Source organism: Microcoleus sp. (assembly GCF_041354475.1).
In the GTDB taxonomy this organism is placed as follows: Bacteria; Cyanobacteriota; Cyanobacteriia; order Cyanobacteriales; family Microcoleaceae; genus Microcoleus.
Genome location: NZ_JBGJZU010000002.1, coordinates 138,537 through 161,106, shown reverse-complemented (window position 1 = coordinate 161,106; position 22,570 = coordinate 138,537). Strand labels below are relative to the sequence as shown.

At 44.5% G+C, this 22,570-nt stretch carries 20 protein-coding genes; 3 read left to right on the top strand and 17 right to left on the bottom strand.

What is annotated here, in order from left to right:
• Positions 1 to 236 (top strand): transposase (locus ACBR23_RS01460; RefSeq protein ID WP_371117734.1); only part of this gene is annotated, 236 nt, incomplete at its 5' end.
• 88 nt (positions 237 to 324) lie between these two features.
• Positions 325 to 2,061 carry an NAD(P)H-hydrate dehydratase gene (locus ACBR23_RS01455; RefSeq protein ID WP_371117735.1) on the top strand — a complete coding sequence of 579 codons (1,737 nt, stop codon included), beginning with the start codon at positions 325 to 327 and terminating at the stop codon, positions 2,059 to 2,061.
• A gap of 294 nt (positions 2,062 to 2,355) precedes the next feature.
• Here the strand turns inward: ACBR23_RS01455 and ACBR23_RS01450 are convergent, their stop codons facing one another.
• From ACBR23_RS01450 to ACBR23_RS01370, 17 genes are all read right to left on the bottom strand, one after another.
• Complete coding sequence (locus tag ACBR23_RS01450) at positions 2,356 to 2,829, bottom strand: TerB family tellurite resistance protein (protein ID WP_341739803.1); 474 nt, start codon at positions 2,827 to 2,829, stop codon at positions 2,356 to 2,358.
• A 100-nt stretch (positions 2,830 to 2,929) separates the two neighbouring features.
• Complete coding sequence (locus ACBR23_RS01445) at positions 2,930 to 4,801, bottom strand: M61 family metallopeptidase (protein WP_371118543.1); 1,872 nt, start codon at positions 4,799 to 4,801, stop codon at positions 2,930 to 2,932.
• A complete protein-coding gene (locus ACBR23_RS01440) occupies positions 4,798 to 5,478 on the bottom strand; it encodes a Crp/Fnr family transcriptional regulator (RefSeq protein WP_341739801.1) in 681 nt (226 codons plus the stop codon). Before ACBR23_RS01440 ends, ACBR23_RS01445 begins: the two co-directional genes overlap by 4 nt.
• A 287-nt stretch (positions 5,479 to 5,765) precedes the next feature.
• Positions 5,766 to 6,641 (bottom strand): 3'(2'),5'-bisphosphate nucleotidase CysQ, encoded by an 876-nt coding sequence (locus tag ACBR23_RS01435; RefSeq protein ID WP_371120885.1) that lies wholly within the window; start codon positions 6,639 to 6,641, stop codon positions 5,766 to 5,768.
• A gap of 419 nt (positions 6,642 to 7,060) precedes the next feature.
• Positions 7,061 to 7,756, bottom strand: coding sequence for an HAD family hydrolase (locus tag ACBR23_RS01430; RefSeq protein ID WP_371117730.1), 696 nt, complete (start codon positions 7,754 to 7,756; stop codon positions 7,061 to 7,063).
• A gap of 114 nt (positions 7,757 to 7,870) precedes the next feature.
• Entirely contained in the window at positions 7,871 to 8,995 is a 1,125-nt protein-coding gene (locus tag ACBR23_RS01425) for an RNA-guided endonuclease InsQ/TnpB family protein (RefSeq protein WP_371118546.1), read from the bottom strand.
• A 187-nt stretch (positions 8,996 to 9,182) separates the two neighbouring features.
• Complete coding sequence (locus ACBR23_RS01420; RefSeq protein ID WP_371118548.1) at positions 9,183 to 10,076, bottom strand: class I SAM-dependent methyltransferase; 894 nt, start codon at positions 10,074 to 10,076, stop codon at positions 9,183 to 9,185.
• A gap of 54 nt (positions 10,077 to 10,130) precedes the next feature.
• Positions 10,131 to 12,641, bottom strand: a complete 2,511-nt coding sequence (locus ACBR23_RS01415; protein WP_371118549.1) for an ATP-binding protein — start codon at positions 12,639 to 12,641, stop codon at positions 10,131 to 10,133.
• A 209-nt stretch (positions 12,642 to 12,850) separates the two neighbouring features.
• Positions 12,851 to 13,579 carry a TVP38/TMEM64 family protein gene (locus ACBR23_RS01410; protein WP_371117728.1) on the bottom strand — a complete coding sequence of 243 codons (729 nt, stop codon included), beginning with the start codon at positions 13,577 to 13,579 and terminating at the stop codon, positions 12,851 to 12,853.
• Positions 13,580 to 13,799: 220 nt separating this feature from the next.
• On the bottom strand, positions 13,800 to 14,786 hold the full coding sequence (arsS, locus tag ACBR23_RS01405) for an arsenosugar biosynthesis radical SAM (seleno)protein ArsS (RefSeq protein WP_371117727.1): 987 nt from the start codon (positions 14,784 to 14,786) through the stop codon (positions 13,800 to 13,802).
• A 202-nt stretch (positions 14,787 to 14,988) separates the two neighbouring features.
• Entirely contained in the window at positions 14,989 to 15,384 is a 396-nt protein-coding gene (gene arsC / locus ACBR23_RS01400) for an arsenate reductase, glutathione/glutaredoxin type (protein WP_371118550.1), read from the bottom strand.
• Positions 15,385 to 15,566: 182 nt separating this feature from the next.
• Positions 15,567 to 16,214, bottom strand: a complete 648-nt coding sequence (arsH, locus tag ACBR23_RS01395) for an arsenical resistance protein ArsH (protein ID WP_371117725.1) — start codon at positions 16,212 to 16,214, stop codon at positions 15,567 to 15,569.
• 7 nt (positions 16,215 to 16,221) lie between these two features.
• Complete coding sequence (locus ACBR23_RS01390) at positions 16,222 to 16,932, bottom strand: MIP/aquaporin family protein (protein WP_341739240.1); 711 nt, start codon at positions 16,930 to 16,932, stop codon at positions 16,222 to 16,224.
• A gap of 101 nt (positions 16,933 to 17,033) precedes the next feature.
• The gene (locus ACBR23_RS01385) at positions 17,034 to 18,062 is read right to left on the bottom strand and encodes a PstS family phosphate ABC transporter substrate-binding protein (RefSeq protein WP_341739241.1); all 1,029 of its coding nucleotides are present in this window, start codon (positions 18,060 to 18,062) and stop codon (positions 17,034 to 17,036) included.
• A 116-nt stretch (positions 18,063 to 18,178) separates the two neighbouring features.
• On the bottom strand, positions 18,179 to 18,541 hold the full coding sequence (locus ACBR23_RS01380) for a metalloregulator ArsR/SmtB family transcription factor (protein WP_341739242.1): 363 nt from the start codon (positions 18,539 to 18,541) through the stop codon (positions 18,179 to 18,181).
• Between the two features lie 3 nt (positions 18,542 to 18,544).
• Positions 18,545 to 18,808 (bottom strand): hypothetical protein, encoded by a 264-nt coding sequence (locus ACBR23_RS01375; RefSeq protein WP_371117724.1) that lies wholly within the window; start codon positions 18,806 to 18,808, stop codon positions 18,545 to 18,547.
• A 93-nt stretch (positions 18,809 to 18,901) separates the two neighbouring features.
• On the bottom strand, positions 18,902 to 19,576 hold the full coding sequence (locus tag ACBR23_RS01370; RefSeq protein ID WP_371117723.1) for a HEAT repeat domain-containing protein: 675 nt from the start codon (positions 19,574 to 19,576) through the stop codon (positions 18,902 to 18,904).
• Positions 19,577 to 20,080: 504 nt separating this feature from the next.
• Between ACBR23_RS01370 and ACBR23_RS01365 the strand changes: the two genes are divergently transcribed.
• Positions 20,081 to 22,531, top strand: coding sequence for a CBS domain-containing protein (locus tag ACBR23_RS01365; protein WP_341739245.1), 2,451 nt, complete (start codon positions 20,081 to 20,083; stop codon positions 22,529 to 22,531).
• Positions 22,532 to 22,570: the final 39 nt, after the last annotated feature.

Here is a 22,570-nt window from a genome sequence, read left to right as displayed (position 1 = left end):
ATCCACCTGCCCACTGCTCAAAGCTACGCTTTGAGATTGTGAACAAGTGGAATCCTCGTCTCACGCGCCTTTCATCCCACACCAACCGAAGCGGTATGGTGTGGGGATTCCCGTCTGTCAAGCTAAAAAAACTGCCGTCTTTGTGGACGAGTAGCTATTTCGTGAGTACGGCAGGCAATATTAGCAGGGAGGTTGTAAAAAAATATATAGAAGACCCGCATCACTCGGCCAACTAAAGAAAGAACACGGGGACTGAAGTCCCCCGCGCCGCTTCCCTAGGAAGGTCTAAAGACTCGCTCGTTTCCCGCATCCCGTATTACTATGATGACTATTGAAAAGTTTATTGTCTCGGCTGACCAAATGCGGCAAATAGAAACCAGAATCTTTGCCGCTGGAATGCCCTCGGCAGCTTTAATGGAAAAAGTCGCTGGACTGCTCGCCAGACGGATTCAGGCGCTTTTGAAGTCCGAGGGAAGAAGTCCGAGGGAAAAAGAAGAACCCCACGCCCCCAAGGGGAGAAGTCCGAGGGAACAAGTCAATTCCTCCCTACTTCCCCCAAGAGGGGAAAGAAGAGGGAATAGGGATGAGGGATTTGGTTATCTAGCAGAGGAGTCTCAAGGGAAAGATATCGTCAATTTTCAATTCCCGGTTATTGGGGTATTGGTGGGGCCGGGACACAATGGCGGGGATGCTTTGGTTGTGGCCCGCGAATTACACTTTCAAGGATTTTCAGTAATTATTTACTGCCCGTTTTCTAAACTTAAAGAACTCACAAAAAGTCACTCTGATTATGCGCGTTCTTTAAATATTCCTTTTTTTGATACTATTGAACCGCTGAAAAAATGCGACTTGTTCATAGATGGTTTATTTGGATTTGGGTTGGAACGGGAAATTGTTCATCCGATTAGCACCGCTATCGATGAAATAAATAAGTTAAATAAACTTGTTTTTAGTATTGACATTCCGTCGGGAATTCATACGGATACAGGGGCAGTTTTGGGGACGGCTATCAGGGCTACTCATACCTTATGTTTGGGTTTGTGGAAGTTGGCATTTTTTCAAGATAAAGCGTTAGAATATATCGGGACATCGGAGTTGATTGATTTTGATATTCCGTTGGCAGATATTGTGGCGATATTGGGAGATTTCCCGGCAATACAACGGATTACTCCAGCATCTGCAATTCAGTATTTGCCCTTGCCCCGATCGCCTATTGCTCATAAATACACCAACGGTCATCTACTAATTATTGCAGGTTCAACCCGGTACAGCGGAGCCGCAATTTTGTCCGCATTAGGAGCAAGGGCAAGCGGGGTGGGAATGCTGTCAATTGCTGTTCCTATATCGATGAAACCGATGTTGAGCAGTCAGTTACCAGAGGCATTAGTTATAGGATGTCCCGAAACTTCCAGCGGTGCAATTAAGGATTTGCCCCTAGGAATCGATCTGGGTATCTATGATGCGATCGCGGCGGGGCCTGGTCTGACGTTGGAAGCTGCTATTACGGTAGAATCTGTGTTAGAGAGCGATCGACCTTTAGTTCTAGATGCCGATGGTTTAAATATACTGGCTCAACTTGGCACTGTACCGATTTTGTCGGAACGCTCAGCACTAACTATTATCACGCCTCATCCAGGGGAATTCCAGCGTTTATTTCCCGAATTAGCTGACAAAATGGACTCGCGCATTGCCGCAACTCAACAAGCGGCTCAGCTCACGGGTGCAGTGGTATTGTTGAAAGGAGCCAGAGTTTGCATTTGTTTTGACGATGAGGGCGATTTCCTAGGGGATAGCTACGCTTCACGTACCATCACTTACCTCAATCCCGAAAGTACCCCAGCCCTGGCTAGAGGTGGCAGTGGGGACGTTCTCACAGGTTTGTTGGGTGGTTTGATGGCAAGTGCGATCGCCCGCAAATCCTGCCCCAAATCCGTGGTAGAAACAGCAGTTTGGTGGCACGCTAGAGCGGGTATGATGGCCGCCAAAGAACGGACAGAATTAGGAGTTGATGCTTTTACTTTGACCGAGTATTTAATCCCAGCTTTGCGGGAATTTTATTAATCTATAGCAATCCTTGCAGCAGTCGTCAATACTTTTACCCCACCCCAACCCTCCCCTTACTAAGGTCCGGGAGTAAGAAATTCACAAATGATTTAGGATTGCTATACATCGATGTAACTGAAAGGATTGATACTAGAATTCGGATTGATTTAACCGCAGAGAACACAGAGGACACAGAGGAAGAGATAACAGAGATTTGAATAATTCCGATGCCAAGGGTGAATTTATTGTGAGGTGGGCAGGAGAACCCGCCCTGGAAAGGCTGACTTAGTTAGCTAAACAGAAAGTCCGAAATTAACCTTTCATTAAATTTTCTAATTTATCAACCATCTTCTCGACAATTCCCTCGGAAGTAGATGCGGCCGATGCTTCCGCTTCAATCCGCTTGACAACCTCCTCTGGAAGATTCAGTAATTGCACTAATTTTTGATAAGCTGCTGCTTCTTCAGCATTAATTTTTGGTTCATCGGGAGTGCGAGCACTAGATGCAATCACCTCATAACCTAGTTGCAGCACCAATTCTTTTTCTTCCTGACTTTGTAGTTGACAAATCAACTCCTCTAGAGGAATATTTTGCATCACATAGTCGCGGAGTTCTTGTTGCAATTGTTGACCATCGACATCGGCGACAAATAAACTGCAAAAGCGATCGAGCATTAAATTGACTTCTTCTGTTGCTAATTCTCCGTCAGCCCAGGCCATAGATGCAACTATTCTTAACAGGTTCATCTGGCGGGGTGTAATGGATGGAGGAGGTGGGGTTTGCATAAAAAGTTTGTTATTGGTTATTGGTTATTTGTTAGTTGTTATTGGTAGGAATCCACCCATAACAACTAATAAATAACTACTAACCATAATGTCACAGTTTTTATAAAGCAACTCCCAGCCACCCGGTAAAGTTTTGTTTCTGAATCAAACTTGGGTGTTCCACCGCCAGAATCTGATAGCGGGCTGGCCGCGGCGGGGCGAGAGTAACCCGACAAGTCCGCAGTTCGTCTTGGTGAAACACTGTCACCTCTACCGTGTCCCCAGGCCGATAATCTTTCAGCCTCTCGCTCGCTTGTTCTGCATTTACTCGAAAACCGTCGATCGCCAGTAACTCGTCCCCAGCGTCAATTCCCGCCAACTGTGCGGGAGCTCCAGCTTCGACAAATTTAACCATTTCCCGCCCGTTTTCCACTCCCAAAGTCCAACCCAGGCTAGGAATTTCGTTAGTTTCATCTACCACAAGTTCCAGCCCAAAAGGTACGAGATATTGGTTGTAGGGCAACTCTTGGGTACCGTCAACATAGCGCGCAAAAAAATCACTCAAATCCACACCAGCTACCGACTCGATCGCCTCTTGTAACTCTGCTGGAGTAAAACCAATTTCTGAGGGTAATGAATTATCAAGTAATTCCCCGTTTGCTGGAATTACAGATTTTTTAGTTCCATTGTTTTGAGCTAAATTTCCCTGACCAAATTTATGCCACATCAAACGCATTACATCATCCAACGAGCGCTCATTGCCGTGTTTTGCCCGAATCAATAAGTCAAGTAAAAACGATACTAACTCCCCTTTTAAGTAATAAGAAATTTGCGAATTATCGCTATTACTATCCCTGCGGTACAGCTTAATCCAAGTATCCCAACTAGACTCGCTAGCCGATTGTACTTTCCGCCCCGGAGTCGTTTGCAAGCGAGTAATTTCCTTACCTAGACCCTGCAAAAAACCCTTCACGCCGTAGAGACCTGAGCGAAAAGGAATCACTAAATCGTAATAACTGGTTGTCCCTTCGGAAAACCACAAAGAAGTAGTATAGCTTTCTTGGTTGTAATCAAATACTTCTAGAGCTTTCGGTCGGATGCGCTTGACATTCCAGAGGTGAAAAAATTCGTGGGCCACCAACTGCATAAAGCGATCGTACTTGTCTTTATTCCGAAAACCAAAACGCGGATAATTGAGAGTGCAACTATCTTTGTGTTCCAATCCCCCAAAACCTGAGCCTGACAAATGTAGTAAAAATACATAACGGTCGTAGGGCAAACCGCCAAACATTTTCGCTTCGACTTCGATCACTTTTTGGATATCTCGAATTACCTGTTCCGGTTGTAAATTACCTTTGCCCCACACAACTAGCTGGTGGTTTTTCCCCATTACTTCAAAATCGTACAAATCGTGACAGCCAATTTCAAAAGGAGTGTCTACGAGAGTGTCAAAATCCACCGCCTCGAAAGTATAGGGTTCCCCAGAAACGGGTGGTAAAGTAGTAACTATCCGCCATTCTGGTCGCGGCGGGACAATTTTTATCCTGTAACAATTGCCCTCAAATCCTGGTAATAAAAAGCACAGGGCTGCGGGATTGAAATAACCGTGAGTTGAATCTAAATGATTGGTTCGGACTGTCAGTTCGTTAGCAAAAATCCGGTAATTAACTGTTACATCAGAAACCGAATTAGTCTCGATTTGCCAGTGATTTTTGCTTTGTTTGCGCCAAGATAAGGAGCGATCGCCCTCAGTGGTCGAGCTAAAATCTTGCAGGTGTTTGGCATACTCTCGAACCAAGTAAGAACCGGGAGTCCAGACAGGCATTTTTAAATCCATCATCGGCTCAGACCAACCTTGCACGCGCAAAGTCACTTCAAACAAGTGAGATTCAGGATTGGGCATCGCCACAGAATATTCAATGGTCGGTGCTTGAGGTTGCTTTGAAAGATTCGCGGCAACCAACGAGGTATCCAAAGGGGTGACATCAGTCATTGACTTGCTAAATTCATCAAGTGCTTGAGGTTAATCAAATGGATAGTTTGGCGTTCGGGATCGACACTAATCCAGCCTTTGCTATCGAGTTTTTCCATAATTTTGCTGGTTTCATCTAGGGTGATTTCTGTAATGTCCGCTAAGTCTTCATAGGGGATATTAAAGATATCTTTGCCCTGGGCAGTTTTCTGACCGTAGTTTTCTGCCAGCTCGACTAAGGTATTTGCTAGTTTAACCGCTGGCTGGCGGTTTCGGAGTTGATAGCGGAGATTTGTTTGGCGGAGTCGCCGTACCATCAGTTGCAGCATTCGGTGGTGCAACTGCGGATCTTTGAACAGGGTTTGGATAAATCGCTGAGCGGTAACGCTGATCAGTCGCACGGGTGATAAAGCAAGTACGTCATTCGATCGCGGAGATTCGTCCAGAATCGCCATTTCGCCGAAGAATGCACCCCTACCCAAAATAGCCATCGATACAGCTCGATCGCCAGACAGGTGTCTGACTTTGACCCACCCGGAAACTACAAAGTAAATGGCGTTACCCCAAGAATCCTCCATCAAAACGGCTCTGCCTGCGGGATACTCGTGCTTGACGGCATTGGATAGTAGCCCTCCCAAGGTTTCTGGGTTAGCACCCTTAAACAGGGGGAAAAGCTCACTGAAAGCTTCTGTCTTCATGCAAGTTCGCTGAGGTAGGAAATTTGACATCCTCACCGCACTGTGAGGGCGGTGATTCTTGACACTTCCGAAAGGTGATCCTACCCAAGTAGTTTCACTCTCCCGACCTGTCCATTTAGAGTCGTGGCAATGCCCTATCCCGACTTTTTACATTAGACCATAGGACTGGTGGCACTGATTCACAAAAGCCGCCCTGGGGAAGGACGAGGTTTTCAACCCAGTTTACGGATCGGAGGGCTCAGGCGGGCTTGACGCCAAATCCACAGATTCTTTCATAATCAACTGGTCTAGCGCCCTCCTACTGCTATGCGAACTTTTGGTAACAGAGATTCTATGTACTCCGGCTGGCCGATCGCGATCGCCTGAGAGTGGGCCAGACTTGCGGGATCGAGAGCATCGGGAGTCCACCGCAGAGGTTGACCTTCCAAGTCGCAGCAGACTAATCCGGCTGCCTTGGCTAGGGCGAGAGGGCCTGCGGTATCCCACACTTTGACTCTACCGTTGAAGTAGAGGTACAAACCGGCTCTACCGCTGATGACTTCGAGCACTTTTAAGCCAAAGCTGCCGAGGGAATAAAATTCGACACCAGGTATGATTTGAGCGATCACCATACCGTAGTTTTTCTGATCTTTATCTCCCAGGACAATTTTACAACTATTTGCTGTCGGAGCCGGTGATTTGTGCAGGGCGATCGCAGAAGGCTTCGAGTCTCCAAGGGTTTGGAACAAGCCCCAATCTTTCCCGCCGAAGTACATCTGCTCAAAAGCCGGAGCGTAGATCCAACCCGCTACCGGTTCCCCCTCTTGCAGGAGCCCCACCATCAGGGCATAGTGGAGTTTCCCTTGAATAAATTCTTCGGTGCCGTCTAGGGGGTCAATGCACCAGAGGCTTTTGTAATTACCCAGGTAAGCTGCTCTGGATGCGGCATTTTCCTCAGTAATTATACCGTCTTCAGGAAACAATGCACCAAAGGCGGTGGATAGCTGTTGGTCTAAGAATCGATCGATACTGGTTACGTAGTCGCTTGGCCCTTTTTCGCAAACTTCAAAGGGTTCTGCTGCGAGTTTTTGAGCTTGTGCACCGCACTCCCGCAGGGTGGAACGAATTTTTTGGTCTTGGTCAGGAGTAATATACATGATATCAAGTCTGGTTGAGTGTTCCACAATAGACATCTGGTCTCAAAAAACCTGTGAACAACAAACTGTTTGGCCTGATCCACAGGAATTATGGGAGATGTCTAATAGTCTACGGGTATCGGGCGGAGTGAACCTCTTGCGATCGCCAATGAGAACGTGGAAGCTGAACTATATTAAGCTACCCACATATTTTTCAATTTCCCCCTGCCATTCCAGCATAAATTCTCTGGTTGTTGATAATTTATCTCGCTTCCGGTTGCATGGTCATGATTTAACCGCAGAGAACACAGAGGACACAGAGGAAGAGCAGAGATATTTAACTAATTTATAGGGAGATAGGATTTAATATTGTAAATTGATTATTAGAGTTTTTTTAATAAAATAAATTATCGCTAAGTTTTCAATTATTTGGGTGATTTTTTACCATCAATTACCTTCTATTCCCATTACAAACAAAGTTCTTGGACTCGCTCCAATTCCAAATCTGCAAAAAAGTCCACCGTCCAATTAGCTTGGCGCTGGATCATATGAAACGGGTAAGTGTGAGTGACACCCAATACCTGAATCCCCGCTGTTTTTGCCGCTTCAATCCCCGCCAAACTATTTTCCACCGCCAAACACTCCCCCGGTTCCAGGTTCCAGCCTGGATATTGCTGATTCATCAATTCCACAGCCAACAGATAGCCGTCTGGTGCTGGCTTGTTCGCCGTTATATCATCCCCTGTGACCATGAATTCAAAGTTTTCTGTTAAACCAGCCCGATTTAAAACTAATTCTATATCCGATCGCATAGCCCCACTGACTATGGCCATTTTGAGTCCGGCCGCCCGAATTTTAGCAATAAACTCTGCTAAACCTGGATAAATCGGCAATGTTTCCAGACTATCTATTCTGGCTTGATAAGCTTGGGCTTTGCGGAGTAACAACCGTTGGAGGTAAACTTCTGTCACAAAACGCCCTCTGCGACTCAAGAGTTCGACAATGCAAGCGCGATCGCTCTTTCCCAAACAAACTGCTCGAAACTCACCGCGTTTGAGCTGAAGATTTTCCTCCAGCATCAATTTATCGATTATTTGCTCGTGCATCTGCTCGTCATGAATAATCACGCCGTTAAAATCAAAGAAAACTGCTTTGAGAGTCATGAGTTATTTGTTATTTGTTATTCATTATTGATGCTTTATTATTTATGATTCTCAAGCAGGAGCCGGAAAGCCTTTTGACATACTCCCCGGCGTGAACGCACGGGGATTCTAGCTTCAAACAGCAATTGCAGGACTAACCTGTCTGACATCGCCTAAGCTAACAGTCGATGCCCCGACTGCTTGAATGTTTTTAGCGGCGTTTTCATCCCTGCCATTAACCGATTGACAGGAGGGACAACGCCACTCTCTAACTGACAAATCTAGTTTTTCTAGAACGTGTCCACAATGATAACAAGTCTTGCTGCTGGGATACCATTGGTCGATGAAAACAACCAGTTTTTTCTTCTTTTTGGCAACCCATTCTACGATTTGTAGAAACTCACCAAAAGCCAAGTCTGATATTTTACGTCCCCAAAGGCGTTGCATCCCCTTGAGGTTCAAGGTTTCAAAACACAGGACATCAAACTTATCAGTTAACTCGTGAGCTAACTTCCAAAACCAATCACGTCTTTGGTTAGAAATATCTTCGTATTTGCGTACTAAGTTTTTCCTTGCACGTTCTCGGTTGGCTGATCCCTTTACTTTTCTGGAATGGTGGCGACTTGCATTAGCTACTATTTTCAGCGATTGCTTGAGGAATTGGGGTGATTCAATTTCAGTCCCATCTGAGCAAGTGAGAAATGTTTTCAACCCGAAGTCAAATCCCGCTATTTTACCAGTCGTAGACTTGACCAGAAGATCAATTCCGTCATCTACCACGACTACCATAAACAATTCACCTAATGGTGTGCGTTTAATAGTTAGTGTCTTGACTGTTCCCTCAATTTCCCTAGATTTCCAAAATTGATAAGTCCGATTCCCGATTTTTACTCCATTACCACCCAGAAACTTATATCCAGCTTGCTTTAAGGTGAAAGACTTATACTTCTTTACTTTCTTAAATCCTGGCAGTCTAACTCCCTTTTTGTTGTGTTTAAAAAATAACTGGTAGGCTTTCTCAATGCGTTGGCATATATCTTGCACTGCTTGAGAACCAACCGACTGCCAGAACTCTTTGCGTTTCCGAAGCTTTGCAATATGAGCCTGGAGTTTTGCACCTGGCAAGTGTTTTCCCCACATTCGATAATATCTTTTGTGGAGAGCAATACAATGGTTGTAGATTACACCACTCGCATTAATCATGCGTTTGAGAAATCTATTTCGTTTGTGTTGATATAACTTGAACTTTAGTGTTTTCATGCTAACATTTTACAGCATATAGCCGGAATAATCAATGAAAAAGCGATTAGACTTTAGGATCGAAGAATTTGAGTTTCAGATTCTTGAGGAATATTGCGAATTAGTGGGGCGAACAAAAACCGATGTTCTTAGAGAATTGATTAGAAGTCTAAAGATGAAGAAAAAGCCGTCGTAGAACGACGGGGCTTTAGACCCAATTTTTTGGTAAATCGCCATCAACATCAGGAGTGCGATCGAGCCAATTCCACTCCCAAGCCGCCCGCACCTCCTCCAAATTTTGACCCGGAAGAGGTTTCACGCCTTGCGTCACCTGATGTACCCACCAGTGATCCTGAGTTTGTAATGAGCAGAAGCCCGCTGCTCCCATCCAAGCATCAATGCTACCCACTGCGTAAGACTTAATATAAGGCTCCTCAAAGATATCAGTCAGCCACTCTGTCTGGCGCAAAGTTTTCTGATTCCCGTCCAAAATTACTACTTGTCCCCCAACTCCCAGCAATCGGAAACTTTCTCGCAAAATAGCCTGCGACACAGCAGGTGGTGTCTCATGAAACAGCAAGGAAGCAGCCACTAAATCGAAGCTACCATCGGGAAAACCCACGCTTTCGGCATTACCGTGACACCACTGGATGTTGCATCCGGCTTTTTGAGCTTTCATGTCGGCTACTACCAACATATAAGGCGATAAGTCGAGGCCGATAACTTCCGCTTCGGGAAAGGTTTGCTTGAGCAGGAGAGTGGTTGAACCGGTGCCGCATCCCAAATCGATAATGCGACGGGGTTTAACCCGTACTGCATCAATTAAGCCTTGTCTGACGACTGTTTCGTTAGGAGGCAAAACATATTGGGTAATGGGATCGTAGGAAACGGCGGCACTGGGATTGAGGTAGCCGCCTTTGATGCCATGAAAGTTTTGGCTGCTGTAATATTCAGGATAAACTAGGTCTGGTTGTCGGTAGCTCCCGGCTGCTGTTTCCCAGTCGATACTTTGGTAGAATCGTCCGATTGCTTCTTCGTCGATCGCCAGTCGAATTAAGGGCGATAAAAAGCGTTCAAAAATTGTCTCCTTGCCAACCGCCATAAAACTCCTCTCAATATTAACTTTTTAATCCTAGCCAATAGCAAGGAACTTCAACTACAGACTACTGACTTCTTCCTTTTTCCTTCTTCCTTCCCCTATTGTCCCCCCCAATGGTAGCGTTTCCTTCTTGCTTCTGGCTTCTTGCTTGCCCTTATGAAAAGGAATTTTAACCGAAAATTCCGTGCCACGGCCAGGAGGTGTAGAAATATTGATGGTGCCACCATGTCCGTCCACTACAATTTTATAGCTGATCGCTAACCCTAAACCCGTGCCTTTGCCAACGGGTTTAGTCGTAAAAAACGGGTTGAAAATTTGATCTTTAATTTTCTCAGGAATTCCCGGACCGTTATCGGCGATCGCCACTTTGATAAACTTAGCACCATTTTCTCTCAGCAATGCTGTAGAAATAGTAATAATTTTATCCCGGCGATTGCTCTCAAACAAAGCATCGATCGCATTGCTGAGCAAGTTCATAAACACCTGATTTAGCTGTGAAGGATAGCACTCTACTAACGGTAAATCTCCGTAGTGTTTGACTACATAAATTCCATTTTTAATCCGATTGGATAGCAGCAGCAAGGTATTGTCAATACCTTCGTGAATATCGGCTAGCTTTTTGTCGGATTCGTCCAGTCTAGAAAAGTTGCGTAAGGAAAGAACTATATTGCGAATCCGCTCAGTTCCTATTTTCATAGAATTTAACATTTGCGGCAAATCTTCTTCGATAAAATCCAACTCAATTTCTGTGGCAAAATCTTCAATTTCCGGTGGAATTTCTGGAAAAGCTTGTTTGTATAAACTCACCAATTCTAATAAGTCAGTAGTATATTTTGTGGTATAGGGCAAGTTAGCAAAAATGAAGTTAACGGGGTTATTGATTTCGTGGGCTATCCCGGCTACCATTTGACCTAGGGATGACATTTTTTCACTTTGCACTAAGTGAGTTTGAGTTTTTTTGAGTTCAGTTAAGGTGCTGTTGAGCAGTTTTACTTGGTCTTGAGTTTGGCTGTAAAGATGAGATTGAGTAATGGCGATCGCCAGTTGGTCTGCTACAGCTTTTAATAATTGAACTTCTTCTTTACTCCAAAACCAGTGACTAGCATGACTGCAAATTAAATAACCGTGGGACTGGCTTTGAGTCAGGACTGGTACAGCTAAATAACTGTTACGTTTTAATTGTAAATCTGAATTGTTTGGTACTGAAAAAATATCAGTAGGAAACATAATTTGCTCGCTTTTTTCTAGCGGCAATGACAAATTATTTACGCAGTAAGGAGCAAACTGTTTTCTGGGGTGTGGATGCTCTGACTTACAATATTCCCACATAATTTGTAACATTTGCTCTTCCGGTTCGTACCAACCAAATCCGGCTTGTTCTAAATGCAGCAAAATTACTATTTCTTCCACTGTACTTTGTACGATTTTCTCTAATTCCAGAGAAGTACGAATGCGTCCAGAAATCCGGTTCAACATGGCTTCTCTCTCGGCTTGAGCGCGATTGTTTTCCGAGGAGTAAATTACCCAAATTGCTGCTAACATTGCCGGACCAAGCAGTCCACCAGCAACGAAGGTCAACAAATTTAATGCTTGTAGTTGAGATTCAATATTTTCGCGGGGAATTACTAAAGCCATTGACCAGTTAACTTCATGCAGGGGTGTATAGGCGACATAAACCCATTTTTCATCTATTTTTACCAGTTCTATATTCGTTTGGCGAGCGGTCATTTTACGCGCAATTGCTGCTAGTGCATGGTCTGGTGAGTTTAAAAAACTAGGGGCGGGTTCGTCGATATTTCCAATTAAATTATTGTTGGGGTGTACAATGGGGACTCCTTGGGAATTTAGCGCAAAAGCATAACTTTCTGAACCGTAGTACAAGCTTTTTGCCACCTTGGCTACTCGGTCTACTTTGATGCTACCTGCAATCACTCCAATTGCTTTGTTGGGAGTGGGAGGCAATGCCCAAATGGGAGCTGCAATGATGATTGTAGAAACCTTTGTACTCCTGCCTACCAAGGGGTCAGAAACGTTTACTTTTCCCGACATGGCTATTTTAAAATGTTGGCGGTCTTTGCTGTTTGTGCTAGTACCTAAAGTGTTTTGTACCGACCCATTTGCTTGAATCAATGACAGGACAAAATATTCTTTTAATCTGTAGGTTTCTCCTTGTAAAATAGGTTCAGCCAAGGTCCAATTTAGAGTACGAAGAGTGGGAGAATAAGCGATGGTTTCTATTTCTGCTTTGCGAATGCTGAGCCAGTTATCGATTTCATCGCTACCTTTTTCTAGTTTTAATAGTGCTATTTCTTTTAAATTATCCAGAATTAGTCCGCGCACCACAAAATAGCTGATGCAAGCAGTGGTGCTAATACTTAAAGCGGTGCCACCCAGAATTAGCAGAGTCAGCAAGTGGCGGCGATGTCGTCTGTGTTCCCAAAGGCTGTGCAGTTGCTGCCAGCGTGTTCGAGCACTGATGCCAATGTTTTGGCATAAGTGGCGCAGCTTTTTTGTTTGCTTGGGAGGCTGTGCAGACACAGCGCAGGATTGATTTGCTGAGTTTTGCATCGTCAATTTTTCTCTTTTTAGTCGCTCGATTTGAGATTTTAGATTTTAGAATTAATTGTTACTTTAGGTAATATTTGAGGATCTATCTCGTTTGTATAACAAAATAATTTGAAATAACACAGAAAAATTACGGAGTTTTCTTAATTAACATACAATTTTAATTAAGTGTAAATACTTATTGACAATAATATTAATTCATGGTTTCTGATTCAAGATGAGATTTTTTCCTCTAAGGCTTTTTTGGCAAAGCCGGTTACGTAAACTGTAAGAGCGATCGTTGCTACCAAACCAATACCGTACAGCAGCCACTCAGCAGTGGTGCGCGATCGCCCTTGGGTTCCCAGTGCAGCCAAACTTCCAGCCAAGGAACCGATATAAACATACATCACAGTTCCGGGTATCATACCGATCCAAGATGCGAAGAAATAGTCTCTGAGAGATACCTGCGTAACCCCAAAAGCATAGTTAAGCAAATTAAACGGAAAAATTGGAGAAAGCCTAGTGAGTAACACTATTTTCCATCCTTCAGAGGCAACTGCGGAGTCGATCGCCTGAAACTTTTGATTTCCTTGTATCTGCTGAGAAACCCAGTCGCGAGTTAAATATCGCCCTGTTAAAAAAGCACAAGTTGCACCTAAAACCGAGCCGATGGAAACGCAAACACAACCGCCCAATACTCCGAATAAAACACCAGAACCCAAAGTCAGCAACGAACCAGGAATAAACAAAACGGTTGCCACAATGTAAATTAGAATAAAAGCTGCTGGACCCCAAGGGCCAAGACTGGCGATCGACTCCAAGGCCTTTTGCAGAATTATTTGAAAGTTAAAAAACTTGGCTCCTACAATCAAAGCTACAATTAAAACCACCACTAAAATCAACTTCCAATGGTTTGATGGTTGCCGATTGTCTGGGATTGGCGATCGAGAATCATTCATTATTTCAAATCTCCATTCTCAATAACATGGGTATTGGGCGTTAGCCATCGCGCATAATTTCTTCCATCTTCCTGAATTTCCCCCCAAGGGGGGTTCTTCTTCCATCCCCCCTTGGGGGGGTTCTTCTTCCATCCCCCCTTGGGGGGGTTCTTCTTCCTTCACCCCTGGGGGGGTTCTTTTTCCATCCCCCCTTGGGGGGGGTAGGGGGGGGTTCTTCTTCTCAAATCAAAGTACCGCCACAACTAGAACCAGAACCAGCCGTACAACCATAGCAATAAGCAGCAGTTTGCACCTCTGGAATCAAATCTAGACTCCCAGATTCTAACAACTTAGCCACTGTAATGGTTTCACCACTGCTAGTTTTAGCTGGCAGATTTTCCATTTGGTTAAAATCGCAGTCGTAAACATTGCCCAAATAGTCGATCGACAATTCATTACGACACATTAAATGTTCTAGAGTACCGGGATTAAAATTATCCTCCAAAAACCCCAGATAAGGCTTGTGCAGTTTCTGATGTTCCAAATGAAACTTAGTCCGTCCCACCGGCAAATTAGTAATCGTGAACAATTGATTAAAACAAATCCCAAAATGTTCCGCTAAATAAACCTTGTAATCTGCCTCTAACTTCCCTTGTTGTGGCGTTAGCGAAAACTTATCTGTTGCCGGCACTTGCGGATTGTACACCAAATCCAGAATCAAATTTGGGTTTTTGCCATATCCCAACTGATTTAGCTTTTGCAGCGCCAGAATCGAACAATCAAAAACACCGTTGCCACGCATTTTGTCAACATTATCAGCTTGGTAGCAGGGAAGCGATGCCACAATTCTGAGTTGGTTATCCGCGCAATATTCGGGAATATCCTCAAAACCTTTTTCAAAGTAAATCGTCAAATTAGAACGAACAATTACCTCTTTACCTGCCGCCCTTGCAGCTTCCGCCAGCGGTTTAAAACCGTAAAGCATCTCTGGAGCACCGCCGGTGAGGTCAACAGTTTGAATTTGAGGAAAATGGCGAATAATTTGAATTAATTGGTCGCAAATTTCCGGGGAAAGTTCTTCTGTTCGTTTCGGGCTAGCTTCTACGTGGCAGTGAGTGCAAGCGAGGTTGCAGCGTTTGCCCAGATTAATTTGTAAAACTGTAATCTGCTTTTTAGTTAAAGCTGAGTGAAGTTTATTTTTGAAAGGGGTAACTGCTGTCTGAATCATATGCTAGTCTGGTTGGTTTATGTTCACAACAGATTTAGAGGCCTTCTGACGGAATGCCTCTGATAATTTAGCATGGATTATCATCATCGTGGACGCATCAAAACCAAAGAAACAGGGTTTTTTGCCCTTGAAGCGGGCTGTAACGAAATATTCTCGAAAAACAGCCCGGTTTTTAACCACCCGTTGGTCCAGGAGTTGAATCTTATTTTAGAGAATTAACTAATTTCTCAACTCGTGCTTTAATTTCATCTCTGACGCGGTGAAATGTTTCGATTGGTTGTCCGTCGGGATCGTCTAGTTGCCAATCTTGAAACACTTCTCGCAATACCCACGCTTCGGGTAAATTGGCGCCGCAGCCACACAGAGAAATTACGGCATCGTATTCTTCTGCATGGAATTCGTTTAAGGGATTCGATGTTTGATCGGTGATGTCAATGCCGATTTCTGACATGACTTGAATTGCTGTCGGATGAACTCTGCTTGATTCTAACCCGGAACTGGTGACTCCAATCTTGCCGGCTCCGATGGTTTTAGCGAATCCTTCTGCCATTTGCGATCGGCAGGAGTTTCTTTTGCAGACAAACATTATTTTCTTCATGGTAGTTGTTAGTTGTTAGTTGTTAGTTAGGGCCCCGGCGGTTAGAAACCGCGGCTACACAACCGAAGTCCACCTCCGTGGACTAAAGAGGAATTCTTGATTCTTTAACCCGCGGAGGCGGGTTTTGTTTGTGTAGTTTCTTTAGCCGCGATTTCAATCGCTGGGTAATTCTTTACGCCCGGTTATTCCAGGGCGCGATTTGCAACGGCGATCGCCTCTTTGGCCGCTTTTTCCTGGCGTTCGCTGTGGCGATCGGTCAAATAGTCAATTTCCTCCCGCAACAGCAGAGTAAACTTGTACAATTCCTCCATCACATCGATCGCGCGATCGCGAAAAGGCGAATCTTTCATAGTTCCATCCTCATGAAACTCCTGATAAGCCTTAGCAACAGAAGACTGATTAGGAATCGTAAACATCCGCATCCAACGACCCAATATTCTCAAAGTATTCACAGCATTAAAAGATTGGGAACCACCGCTAACTTGCATCACCGCCAAAGTTCTACCTTGAGTCGGTCTCACGGCCCCGATACTTAAAGGAATCCAGTCAATTTGATTTTTCATAATGCCCGTAATATTGCCGTGCATTTCTGGACTAGACCATACCTGACCCTCCGACCACAGACTCAATTCCCGCAACTCCTGAACCTTGGGATGAGTATCGGGAACACTACCATAAATCGGCAATTCCAGAGGATTAAAAAACCTAATTTCTGCACCGAAATCCTCAATAATTCTTGCACATTCTTCTGCCAACAAACGGCTGTAAGAACGCTCCCTTAAAGAGCCATACAAAAACAAAATTCTCGGTTTGTGGGTAAAAGTTTTCATGATGCTTTTAATTAAAATCCCGAAATCCGTTAGACAGTTCCCGATAAACTGCGACTGCTAATTGTGCTCCCCAAATCGGAGCAACCCAGTAAACCCAATGATGTTCCCAAATGCCCCCAACTAAAGCTGGACCGAGAGAGCGTGCTGGATTCATGCTTGCTCCGGTAATTGGCCCCATAAATGCAGCTTCTAATCCTACAGTTAAGCCTATTGCTATGCCCGCAAATCCGATGTGAGCGCGTCTATCTAATCCTGAACCGAGGATAACAAACATTAAGATAAAAGTCAATACTGTTTCTAAGATTAGAGACTGTAACCAGTTACCATTGAGAGGAACTGTTGCACCTAGATTTGCTACTTTTCCTAAAGTAATTAGCAGCAGTTGAGAAGCTGCAATCGCCCCGGTACACTGGGCTAAAATATAAGGCAAAACACGTTTTTTTGGGAAAAATCCGCTGGTCCAGAAAGCTAATGTTACAGCCGGATTGAGGTGAGCGCTACTAATATGACCCGTAGCATAAATCATGGCGGCGACAACGGCTCCAAAGACAAAACTAATGCCTAAATGAGCGATCGCACCCTCACTAATTTTGTTAACCATCACAGCGCCCGTGCCTGCAAACACTAGAATAAATGTACCCAAAAATTCTGCGATTGCTTCTCTTCTGCACTCCGGTGAGAACAAGCTGCTTGCTGTCTTATAAACTGACTTGAACATTGAGTCGATCCGTGATAAATTTACCTCTCTTGTTAGATTTTAGTTACCAATCAAGATTAACAGCTAACAAGCTAAAACATTTGACAGATGACCACTGATACCTAAAAAGTTGCTTGCTGTCGCAATAACTCTCCAATTGTCGAGTCAAACTGAGCTTTGCCACCAAAAACAGTCCCTACTTTGCCATTGTAGAAGTGCTGATAAATTAGTTGATAGCCTTCTTTTGGTAAAGGAATATAACCCACAGAACTAACTAAGGTCGGAGCTTTCTTCATGTAGAATTCTACAAAGTTTCGTAGTTCTACTTTACTTTGAGCCGATTTGTAGTTGACATAGATAAATAGAGGTCTTGCTAGGGGCTGATACTGAGCTTTTTCTACAGCTTCGCGGGAGGGCAATACTGCTCCTTTGCCTCTGTCAATACCTACAGCTTTCAATTGACTTTGATTGTCTTCGTAATAGCTAAATCCAAAGTAACCCAAAGCATTTTCGTCTTTAATAACTCCTTGCACTAAAACTGTATCGTCTTCACTAGCTGTATAGTCGGTGCGACTGGCTTTAGCAGTACCTACTGTTGCCTCTGTGAAGTAGTCAAATGTACCGGAATCTTTGCCGGCACCGTAGAGGCTTATCGGTCGGTCTGGCCAATTAGGTCGAATCTGATTCCATTTGGTAATTTTACCTTGGGCGGCTGGTTCCCAAATCTTTTTCAATTCCTCTACAGTAATGTCTTTTGCCCAGTCATTTTTGGGATTGACTACTACTGTGAGGGCGTCAAAGGCAACGGGTAATTCGTAGTAGCGGATGCCGGCTTTGTTGCAGGCTTCCATTTCCTCCGGGCGGATGGGTCGCGAGGCGTTGCTGATGTCAGTTTCGCCCGCACAAAACTTTTTAAATCCGCCACCAGTGCCGGAAAATTCAACAGTAATTGATGCTTTTTTGGGATGCGTATTTTGATATTCTTTTGCCATCGCATTCGTAATTGGATAGACAGTGCTGGAACCGTCTATTTTAATGCTCTGCGATTCTGGCGACTGGACTTGTCCGCAGGAGTTGAGGAGCCCGATCGCACCGATCGCCAAAGCAATTATACTTACCGCGAAAACCTTGGACTTTGCTGCTGGGTTCATTGACTTCACCCTATGCCATAACTAAGGGGTACAATTGCATCATATCAAGAAAAGTTGATATGTCAAGTATGATAGAAGACAAACAGGCGATACACACATTAAGAAATATTGATGGGTTAATCTGCGTCGGCACACGATCGCGCCGGCAGAATCTGGCCGCATCGCCGATAGTCCGACAGGTACTGTTCCAGGGCGAGAAACTGAGCTAAATTGAGGCTGTAGTAGATCCAGCGGCCTTCTTGGCGACTGCGGACTAAAGCCGCTTCCTTCAAGGTTTTGAGGTGAAAAGAGAGTTTGGACTGAGGAACTCCAAGCCGATCGCACAAATCGCAAACACACAACTCCTGTTCCCGCAGCAACTCCAAAATTTGAATCCGCAGGGGGTCAGAAAGCGCATGAAAGCCCGCAGCAATCAGTTTACCAGAAGGAGGGGATTTTTCTCCTAAATCCGTCGGTGTAATTGTCGAATTTTTCAACATCAATTATTTAGAATTCTCTACTCTGGGTGGAACCTTAGTCAATCCGGCTTTTTGCATCAGCGAAAGCACACCTATAGATAAAATTCCCCCAATAATTGCCCCACTAACTATCAGGATAATGAACAATTTTTGCAGAGTTTTTTTAGTAGCTGGGTGATAGCGTTTTGGCAATTCTCCATCCTCATCGTCGAGTCGATCTGGTTCTTGCTTTAAGGGGTCTAGGGGATTGGATGGATTTGAATTAAAGGGATTCGGTAATTGATTCATGGCTGGGTTTGGTAAAATGAAGGATATCAACAACTATCTTAGCTTGCGATTTGCCATCGCCACTTAAATAATACATTCTGGTTTCACTATCTATTATTGCTCTGCTTTCGACAAACGATCGAGACAAATTGTTGCCGCCTCAGATACTTGAGAATTACTATCTTTTGCCAAATATTTCAAGGCGGAAATGCTTTTGGGACTGTTTAAATTTCCCAAGGCTTCGGCTAGCCGCTGACGAATTAGCCAATCTTCTGACTGAGCAAAATTCAGCAGGCGATCGATCGCCTCAATCGCCTTAATTTCTCCCAAAGCCGAAATCGCCGCCTGCTGAATCACCACTTGTTCGCTTTCGAGAGCTTTCAGTAACACATCACGAGCCCGCGGATCTTTGAGATTCCCCAGAGAAACCGCAGCACTGAAGCGCACCAGCCATTCAGTATCCTCGTAAAAAGCCCGCACCAAGGCGTCAAAAGCTCTAATATCTTCCAGGTAGCCCAAAGCACCAGCAGCGTCAGCACGAATCCCGTAATCTGAGTCAGTTTCTAGCAATTTGACTAAAATGGGAAAGCATTCTGCCGTGGGTTTGATCCCCAGAGCAAACACAGCCATCGATCGCACCTGCAAACTTTCGTCGTTCAAAACCTTTTTAATCAAAGGCACCGCCACAGCGGCGGGTATATTCCGCAAGTTAGCCAAAGCCACCATCCGATCGGCTGAATTTTGGCTTTCTAACTTGGCTGCAATTTCCGTTAAGCTTAAAGTTGTCATTAGCGGTAAAATTTTAGTAAAAATTTACATTTCCCTGGTTTTCATTATAGGCGATCGTTGATAAGCAGTCAAAAACCTGTCTATAATTGTCTGTATCTTATGACTTTAGAGAGGTTATACCTATTCAAATTTGTGTATAATTTGATCGATAAAAAAATTGAGTAAAACGCAGTGGAGAAACCGTAACCAGCAAATCGGAAACCATCACTTAGGGGTCATCCCCCCTAAAAAAGCTCATACATTTTACTCCTAAATTGCCAAGTAAAATGCTCGAATTCGCCAACCAACGGCGAAACTTATACAATAAAACCACAACGGAGATTAGCCGGAAGTCTACTCGCATTCGGCTCGAAGATGGGAAAATCTCCGGGATGATTGCTAATCATAAATTAGCGTCGGCTGTCTGTGATTGTGACTTTGACAATTTCCGCCCTAGGTTGGTGTTACACAACAGACAAAACGCCTATCAGCAGTTAGCTGCGTTCCGACAACCCGCGATGTACTATGCCATTTTACCACCCGCCTTTTTACTCCTCAGCATTAGAACAAGCGATCGACCGCTACCCCCTAACTGCTGGGCCAGACACTTCGTTAGTAGTGGCGATCGCGCTGATGAGTCAGTTGCAAAACAGTTGTCCCCTACCCAAGACACCTTTACCCTCAGACCGCGGGGTATTACAGGAATTAGCACCATCGGAAAAAATGCGAGCACGATGCGTGTTGGTGGTGCATAACCACCAAATGGCAGCCGCGGGAAATTTATCAGAAAACCCAAGTCGAGGGCTATTGATCGGAATATTAACTCCCGCCGACCTAGTGCGGCTAATCGCTTCTGGCAAAATAGACACTCAGAAAAAAGTAGCCCTCCGCAAAATACCGATTTCTGAAGTGATGTCCCCCGTGTCAGTCTCCCTGACAGAATCCGACGATCAAGACGTGTTCGCCGCTTTATCCTTATTTCGCCAACACGGAATTCGCTATTTGCCGATCGTCAATCAATTCCGCCACTTGGTAGGAGTCCTGACGAGGGAAAGAATTCGGCAAGTCTTACAACCTTCCAATATTCTGAAATTGCGACGAGTTGCAGAATTAATGACTACGCCCATCACAGCACCCCACACCGCATCGCTGTTGACCATAGCGCAACTGATGTCACAACATCAAGTTAGTTGCGTAGTGATTACCAAAAATAAAGAATTAACAATGGAGAAACCCAAAAATGACCATACCTCCATTTTTCACTATTCTTTTCAGCAACCCCTAGGCATCATTACCGAATACGACATTGTACAAGCACAGTTTCTCGAACTAGATTTCGAGCAAACCGCAGTGCAAAAAGTCATGGTCACTCCCCTGCTACTGATCAAACCAGCCGATTCCCTGTGGACGGCCCACAAACAAATGCAGCAGGAACAAGTACAGCGATTAGTGGTGTGCGGAGGACGGGGAGAACTGTTGGGAATTATTACCCAAACTAGCTTGTTGAGAGTCCTAGACCCAACAGAAATGTACAGAGTTGTCAAACAGTTGCAGCACTCAGTTTATCAACTCCAAGCCGAAAAAGTCGAACTCCTCCAAAGCCGCAATGCCAAACTCGAACAACAGGTGCGGGAACGAACAGCCAAACTGCACGAACAAGTACAGCGCGATCGACTTTTGACTCAGATTGCTTTGCGGATTCACCAATCCCTAAACCTGGAAGAAATTCTCCACGCCAGCGTCGATGAAGTGCGCCAAGTTTTGCAAGCAGACCGGGTAGCCATCCTGCATTTAGAGTCGAGCAATTCCGGCATTGTAGTGGCAGAATCCGTAGCCGAAGATTGGTCTTCAATATTGGGAGAAATTTTTCCAGATACTATGTGGCAAGAAGGTGAATCGGTTCAGGAACAACAAATTTATGCGGTTCCCCAGATTGACCAAGCTACTTTGAGTCCCGAAAAATATGCGAGGTTCCAGAAAGCACAAATCAAAGCTTATTTAATAGTACCCATTTTACAAGACAGCAATTTGTGGGGGATGATGTGCGTCCACCAATGTTCCAATTCTCGACAGTGGCAGTCTTCAGAAGTCGATTTGTTATTGCAACTGGCAACTCAAGTGGCGATCGCCATTCAACAAGCCCAACTATACCAGCAAGTACAAAACCTCAACACCGACCTCGAACGCCAAGTTCAAGAACGCACCGCCGAATTGCAGCAAAAAGTTCACGAACTCCAGCACTTAAACATCATCAAAGATGAATTTCTCAGCACAGTTTCCCACGAACTACGAACACCTTTAGCTAATATGAAAATGGCCATTCATATGCTGAAAGTTTCTCCCACTCAAGAACGACGCCAAGTTTATTTAGAAATTTTGGAACAAGAATGCACTAGAGAAACAGACCTAATTAATGCTTTGCTAGATTTGCAGCGACTGGAAGCAGCAGCTTGTCCGATCGACCTCGAACCAGTAAACTTACAAGTCTGGCTACCTAACATTATTGAACCATTCTACACCCGCGCCCAAAACCGCCACCAACATTTAGTAGTAGAGTTCGCTACCAACCTCCCCACGATCAACTCCAACCGCGCTAGTTTGGGCAGAATTTTAGCAGAACTCCTAAATAATGCCTGCAAATATACCGCCAATGAAGGCGAAATTGCTCTCAGGGTGAAGTCCAAAGGTATCAAAAAGAGACCAGGAAAACCAGCAAGTGTTTTAAAACCAGAAATTGAATTTACCGTCAGAAATGAATCGGAAATTCCCAAGGAGGAATTACCTCGGATCTTTGAGAAATTTTATCGCGTTCCCAATGCCGATCCCTGGAAACAAGGTGGCACCGGTTTGGGTTTAGCTTTAGCCCAAAAACTTGTCGAACAATTGGAGGGGAAAATAGAAGTTGAAAGCGGCAATGGCAACACTACTTTTACTGTCACATTTCCTGCCAATCCCGATCGCCCATTGGTAAATTAAATTTCCTTCCGAATGGCATCTACAAATTTTTACCCTAAA